This window comes from Nostocoides australiense Ben110 (assembly GCF_001050535.1).
In the GTDB taxonomy this organism is placed as follows: Bacteria; Actinomycetota; Actinomycetes; order Actinomycetales; family Dermatophilaceae; genus Nostocoides_A; species Nostocoides_A australiense.
Map to the genome: position 1 here is coordinate 2,305,870 of NZ_HG764815.1, position 6,979 is coordinate 2,312,848.

Here is a 6,979-nt window from a genome sequence, read left to right on the forward strand (position 1 = left end):
CCCCCCCGCCGTCGGCGGGCCGCTCGGCGACATCCCACCGGCGCGCGCCAGTCCGCTGCTGCGGGGTATGCCGGCGAGGCTGCCCCGGCGGCCGTAGCGCGTCGACCGGGGGGCCGGCTTGGGCCGCTGCTTATGAGCCCCGCGACCGCCGGCGAGCAGTGCGCGAACAGGAGCGAAGGTGTCGCCCGTGACCTCGCCGCGCCACACCAGTTCCCACAGCGCGTCGAGCGCGTCCCGGTCGGAGTCCACCTCGGCCGCGGACACCAGGCCCCGGAAGAAGTGCGCGCCGCCCGCGGCGAAGACCTCGCGGAGAGCGACCGCGTCGGCCGAGCCGGCAAGCGATGGACCCGAGGCCGCCGAATCTGACTCGGTTGCAGTCTTTTTCGGATCTGCGCCATCCGCGGCCGCCGGGTGCAACGTCCAGGGGGCGCTCTCGGCGAGATGCAAGGAGACCCACCCGTCGTCCCCGGGGAGCGAGCCGTGGCCTTGCCACAGCACGTCGCCGGCCGACATCAACTCGTCGAGGAAGGCCGGCTGATAATCGGTGACGCGGGCCGGCAGCACCAGGGACTCGATCGCGCTCGCGGGCAGCAGCGCCCCGCTGAGTTGTTCCACGACACGCAGCACCCCCTCGCTGCCGCGCATCCGGCCGCTGCCGACCCCCTGCCAACCGGGGAGGAAGCGGGCATACTGCCGGGCGTCGACCGCCTCGACCTCGGCACGCAGGCTGGCCAGCGACCGCCGACGCAACAGCCGCAACACCTCGGCGTCGCAGAACTCCGTGCCCGCCCCCGCCGGGAGGAACTCGCCCTCGGCGATCCGCCCGGCCGCCGCGAGCCGGCGCAGGGCGTCGTGAGCGACAGCCGTGCCGATCCCGAACTCGGCCGCGAGGTCGGTGAGCAGGAACGGGGTGTGCGTGCGGGCATACCGCGCGACCAACTCCCCGAGTGGATCCGCCACCGGCTCGAGGAAGGCCGCCGGCAACCCCACGGGCAAGGCCGTGCCGAGCGCATCCCGCAGGCGCCCGGCGTCCTCGGCCACGGCATACCGCTCATCGCCGGCGATCCGCACGGAGATGACCCGGCGCTGTGCGACGAGAGCCGTGAGGGTCGCATCGAGGATGGCCGCGAGTTCGGGGTCGGATCGGGAGGCGAGGTCGTCGCGGCCCAGCGGACCGAGGATCCGGAGCAGGTCGGTCACTTCGTCGGCATTGCGGGCGGCACGTTCGGGGGTGAGCCGCTGCAGCTGGGCGCTGGTGGTGGTGATGGCCCCGACGTCGAGCAGCTCGCGTAGCGCCAGCGCTTCTCCTCGTCCGAGCAACTCGGCGAGTAGAGCCGGGTCGAGGGAGAGCGCCGCCGCCCGCCGCTCGGCAAGGGGGGAGTCGCCCTCGTACAGATACTGCGCGACGTAGCCGAACATCAGCGACCGGGCGAAGGGCGACGGCTGGGTCGAGTGGACGTCGACCGTTGTGATGCGGCGGGCGGCGACCGAGCGCATCAGGTCCACCAGACCCGGCACGTCATAGACGTCCTGCAGGCACTCGCGCACCGTCTCCAGGACGATCGGGAAATCGGGATAATTCGCTGCGACAGTAAGCAATTGGGCCGCCCGCTGGCGTTGCTGCCACAGCGGTTGGCGCTGGTCGGGGCGGCGTCGCGGCAACAGCAGCGCCCGAGCGGCGCACTCGCGGAAGCGGGAGGCGAAGAGCGCCGAGCCGGGCAGTTGAGCGGTGACGAGGGCGTCGACCTCGTCGGGGTGGAGGAAGAGCAGCTCGCCGAGCTCGGCGCCGGCATCGCTGCCGTCGTCGAACTCGATATCGGGCAGCCGCAACACGATGCCGTCGTCGGCGGCCATCGCCTGCACCTCGACCCCGAACCGCTCGCGCATCCGGGCGCCGATGGCCAGCGCCCAGGGGGCGTGGACGGGCATCCCGAAGGGGGAGTGCACGGCGACCCGCCAGTCGCCGATCTCGTCGCGGAAGCGTTCGACGACGATCGTGGTGTCGGAGGGGACGACGCCGGTGGCTTCCTTCTGCTCGCCGAGATAGGCGAGCAGGTTGTCTGCTGCCCACGGGTCGAGGCCGGCGGCGCTCGCGCGGGCCAGGGCCTTCTTCGGCGTCAGACCGGAGAGTTCGCGCACGAAGGAGCCGACGGCCTGGCCGAGCTCGACGGGCCGGCCCTGGGTCTCGCCCTTCCAGAAGGGCAGTTTGCCGGGCTCGCCGGGCGCGGGGGTGACGAGCACCTGGTCGCGGGTGATCTCCTCGATCCGCCAGCTGGAGGTGCCGAGGGTGAAGACGTCGCCGACGCGGGATTCGTAGACCATTTCCTCGTCGAGTTCGCCGACCCGCCGGCCTGGCCCGTCGCTGGCGAGGAAGACCCCGAAGAGCCCCCGGTCGGGGATCGTGCCGCCGCTGGTGACCGCGAGATGCTGCCCGCCCTTGCGGGCGATCACGGTGTCCGCCAAGCGATCCCAGGTGATCCGCGGCCGCAGTTCTGCGAACTCCTCACTCGGATAGCGGCCGGCGAGCATGTCGAGGACGGATTCGAGGACGGTGCGCGAGAGCCCGGCATAGGGCGCTGCGCGCCTCAGGAGGGTATGCAGTGCGCTCACCTCCCAGGTGTCCATCGCCGTCATCGCGACCACCTGCTGGGCGAGGACGTCGAGTGGGTTGGCGGGGACGGCGAGCGCCTCGATGGCGCCGGCGCGCATTCGCTCGACGACGACGGCGGTCTGGACGAGGTCGCCGCGATATTTGGGGAAGAAGACGCCACGGGAGATCGCGCCGACCTGGTGCCCGGCGCGGCCGACGCGCTGCAGCCCGGCGGCGACGCTCGGCGGCGATTCGACCTGGACGACGGCATCGACCGAGCCCATGTCGATGCCGAGCTCGAGAGAGCTCGTCGCGACCACGGCCGGCAGCCGGCCGGCCTTGAGCGCCTCCTCGATGTCGAGGCGCTGCTCTTTGCTCACCGAGCCGTGGTGAGCGCGCGCGAGAACCGGTGGGGCACCGGCGGATCCGCCGGCCTGCGCCATGACCTGCGCGGGCGTGCGGGCCGGGCGCGACCGCATACCCTCGACGGCCTCGAGCGAGGCATCCTCGGCGAGGATGCTCGCGTCCTGTTCGGCCGCGAGCAGCCGCTCGTCCCAGATCTCGTTCAGGCGTGCGGTCAGGCGCTCGGCGAGGCGGCGGGAGTTGGCGAAGACCAGGGTGGAGCGCTCGCCCTCGACGAGATCGACGATGCGCTCCTCGACGTGCGGCCAGATCGAGGCGCGCCGCTCGGGCCCGGCCGCCGCGCCGGCGAGGTCGCCGGTCGGCTCGCCGAGACTGCCCATGTCGGGCACGGGGACGACGACCTGCAGGTCCCACTCCTTGGCCGACGGTGGCGCGACGACCTCCACGGGCCGGCCGCCGGAGAGGAAGCGGGCGACCTCCTCGATCGGGCGGACCGTTGCCGACAGACCGATGCGCTGGGCGGGCTTGGGGAGCAAGGCATCCAGCCGCTCGAGGCTGACCGCCAGGTGCGCCCCGCGCTTGGTCGCGGCGACGGCGTGCACCTCGTCGAGGATGACGGTCTCGACGCCGGCCAGCGCGTCGCGCGCGTTGGAGGTGAGCAGCAGGAAGAGCGACTCCGGGGTGGTGATGAGGATGTCGCTCGGGCGCTTGGCGAAGGCGCGGCGCTCGTTCGCCGGGGTGTCGCCGGATCGGACGGCGACGCTCACGTCGGGCCGGGGCAGGCCCAGCCGGTCGGCGGCGTGGCCGATGCCGACCAGCGGGGCCCGCAGGTTGCGTTCGACGTCGACGGCCAGCGCCTTCATCGGGGAGATGTAGACGACCCGGCATCGGGCGAGCGGATCGTCCGGGACCGGCTCTCGAACCAGCCCGTCGATCGCCCACAGGAAGGCCGACAGCGTCTTGCCCGACCCGGTGGGCGCGACGACCAGGGCGTCCTTGCCGCTGCTGATCGCCTCCCACGCCCCCTGCTGCGCCGGCGTGGGCGCGGGGAAGCTGCCCCGGAACCACGCCTGGGTGGCGGGGGAGAAGCGATCGAGAACGTCTGCAGTCATGGCCAGCCCAACTCTCGCACGTGCCACCGACAGGGTCGCTGGTCGAGGCAACATCGGTCCGGGTGCACACCGGCTACGAGTATCCCGTCCTGGCGGGGACGGGAGGGGTGAACGCCCTGGTCAGGGGCCTGCACTCCCCGGAGCCTCGGGGCACTGCTCGCTCGTATGCACCGCGGACGTCGAGCGCCGACCTGACGCGATTGGTGACGATGCCCGCCGCTTCTGGCGTCAGTGCCTGACTCCCAGGTCGGTGAGGGCAATGTCCAGCCGGGTCGCCAGGGTGTCGATGAGGGTGTTCACGAAGGTGGCGGTGATGTGGGAGCCGGACCGGTAGACCAGGACGTTCCCGATGACCGGCCAGCAGGTCCCACCGGGGCAGATCACGTCGTTGAGGTTGACCAGGCGGGAGGTGTCCACCATCTCGACGGCCGCCGCGAGCGCGCGCGTGCCGCTGCCGGGACCGGCCGGTCGCGAGTAGTCGGACATGTACGACGTGGGATGGCCGGCCACACAGGCCTAGATCTCCCCGGCCGGCTGCGGATTGTCGGCGATGGCCGGCGAACCCCCCGGGAAGGCCGGGCAGCCGCGGTGGAACCACATGACCGTCAGCACCGCGATGGCACGCAAACCCTCGACTTCGGGCCGGAACCCCCGGGTCGGTGCCGACGCGGTCATGGCTGCACGCCCACCTGGGTCAGGGCCGCACTGATCTCGCGAGCCACGACGGACGCGAGCGATTCCGTGTAGGTCGCCGTCAGATGGCTACCTTGCCGCCAGACGAGCACGGAGCCGATCACCGGCCAGCAGGTCCGGTCCGGGCACACCCAGGGGTTGAGATCCACCAGGCGGCTGGTGGGCACTCGGTCGGTGGCCGCCCGCAGCGCGGGCCCGCCGCTCCCGTCGTTCCACGCGCCTTGGCACGCGGTCATGTAGTCGTCCTTGTGCTCCAGGACGCACTCGTAGACGATCCGGCCCGGCTGGGGCGTGTCCATGAGCGCGAGCACCGGCACACCGGCCCGGCCGAGTTGGGTCCAGTAGTCGACATAACCGTCGACCATGACCGACTCGCGCTCGGTCCCGTCGGCGCCGAAGGCGACGGACCGGATGCCGGACGTCACGACCACTGTCGGCTTCTCGGGGCCGAGGAGCCGGGCGAGCACGTCCTTGCCCCACTGCTGACAGTTCGAGTAGCGCCGGGTCGGGTTGTCGCCGTCGAAGATGAGGGCCGGACTCCAGGGACAGGCCGACTTCAGATAAGTGCGGATCTCCCAGCCCCGCTCGAGCGCATACCGCTCCAGCGCCGGGAACCATTGCGCTGCTTTGGAATCGCCGACCAACGCCATGACCTTGCGTGCGCCCTTGACCCCGTAGACACAGGTCACCACCTCGGTGGTGGTGCGCACGGTCTGGCACCCGTCGGCATAGAGGACCGGCGCGTCGGCCGGCGCGTCGGCCGGCTTGGGCGTCATCGCCTGCGGGTGCCTGTCGATCCCGGCGCTCGACGGCTGCTGGCCCGACCCGAGCACCTGGCCACCGAACTGGTGCGCCGCCCGCAGCTGCGCGACCTGCGCCGCGTCGAGGGTGGGCGACGCACCCACCCGGGTAACGGCATACCCGGCCCCGACCCCGAGAAGGGAACAGGTCAGCCCGAGCACCAGGGCATTGCGGGTGTGCTCGGCGACGCGGGGGTGGAAGCGAAGCGGGTTCTCGATGAACCGATGCGTCAGCCAGGCCGGCATGACGCTCGCAACCGCCACGGCAGATCCTTGCCACCGCGTGAGCTCACCGAGATGGGCGCTCGCGGCGACGATGAGGGGGAAGTGCCACAGGTACAGCGAATAGGACAGGCCGCCGATCCAGACCATCGGCCGCGTCCCGAGGACCCGGACGGGGCCGAGCCGGCCCGCGCTGTGGCCGCCGAGGATCACCGCGGCCGTGCCCGCGACCGGGACGAGGGCGTGCCAGCCCGGCCACGGGGTGGCGGTGCTCTGGGCGACCAGGCCCACGGCGATCACCGCGAGGCCCGACCAGGCCAGCGCGGCACCGAGCGGGGCGGAGAGCCTTCGCCACCGCGTTGCCCCCACGGCGACGAGCGCGCCGATCCCCAACTCCCACAGGCGCGTTGTCGTGACGAAGTAGGCACGGGCGGGATCGGCCTCGGTGAGGTGGATCGACCAGGCCAGCGAGGGGAGCACGATCGCGGCGAGCCCGATCGCCATCGTCGGACGGACGGGCAGCCGCGCCCGCCGGATGAGCACGGCCAGGGCAAGCAGCAGCAGCGGCCAGACGATGTAGTACTGCTCCTCGACCGCCAGCGACCAGAAGTGCTGGACCGGCGAGACCGAGGTGTCCTCCGCGAGATAGTCGACGGCGCGGTCGGCCAGGCGCCAGTTGACGACGTATGCCGCCGACGCGGCGATATCCCAGCCGAACACCCGCCACGAGATCTTCGGCAGGAACAGGACGGTCAGGACGGCCGTGGCCAGCAGGACCGTGGCCGCGGCGGGGAAGAGCCGCTTGGCCCGGCGGGCGTAGAAACGCGGCAACGAGATCCGCGAACTGCGCTCGACCTCCCGGACCAGCTGCCCGGTGATGAGGAAGCCGGAGATGACGAAGAAGATGTCCACGCCGGCGAATCCGCCCCGCAGGCCGCCCAAGCCCGCGTGGAACCACAGGACCGTGCCGACGGCGATCGCCCGCAGCCCCTCCACGTCCGGGCGGAACCCGCTTGCCCGCGCGGTCGTCGAGCCGGGCGCGGCGGTGGTGACACTGGTCATTCGGGAGGGAACTCACGATCGGCGGGAGGGCGGGCTGCCCCACTGTAACGACTACCGTTGGCGTCCATGACGACGGCTCAAGCGCGGAGGGTCGTGTTCGCGGGCGCTCTCGTATCGGCCATCGCGGCGACGAACCG

At 72.0% G+C, this 6,979-nt stretch carries 4 protein-coding genes; all 4 read right to left on the reverse strand.

Going from position 1 to position 6,979, the window contains the following annotated elements:
* On the reverse strand, nt 1-4,065 hold a 4,065-nt coding region (locus tag BN11_RS11075; RefSeq protein WP_083433692.1), incomplete at its 3' end, for an Lhr family ATP-dependent helicase.
* Between the two features lie 228 nt (nt 4,066-4,293).
* Nucleotides 4,294-4,551: a hypothetical protein gene (locus BN11_RS11080; protein ID WP_048697626.1), complete on the reverse strand. Its 258-nt coding sequence runs from the start codon at nt 4,549-4,551 to the stop codon at nt 4,294-4,296.
* 30 nt (nt 4,552-4,581) lie between these two features.
* A complete protein-coding gene (locus BN11_RS22635; RefSeq protein ID WP_157044090.1) occupies nt 4,582-4,740 on the reverse strand; it encodes a hypothetical protein in 159 nt (52 codons plus the stop codon).
* Entirely contained in the window at nt 4,737-6,842 is a 2,106-nt protein-coding gene (locus tag BN11_RS11085; RefSeq protein ID WP_048697629.1) for an acyltransferase family protein, read from the reverse strand. Before BN11_RS11085 ends, BN11_RS22635 begins: the two co-directional genes overlap by 4 nt.
* Between the last annotated feature and the right edge of the window lie 137 nt (nt 6,843-6,979).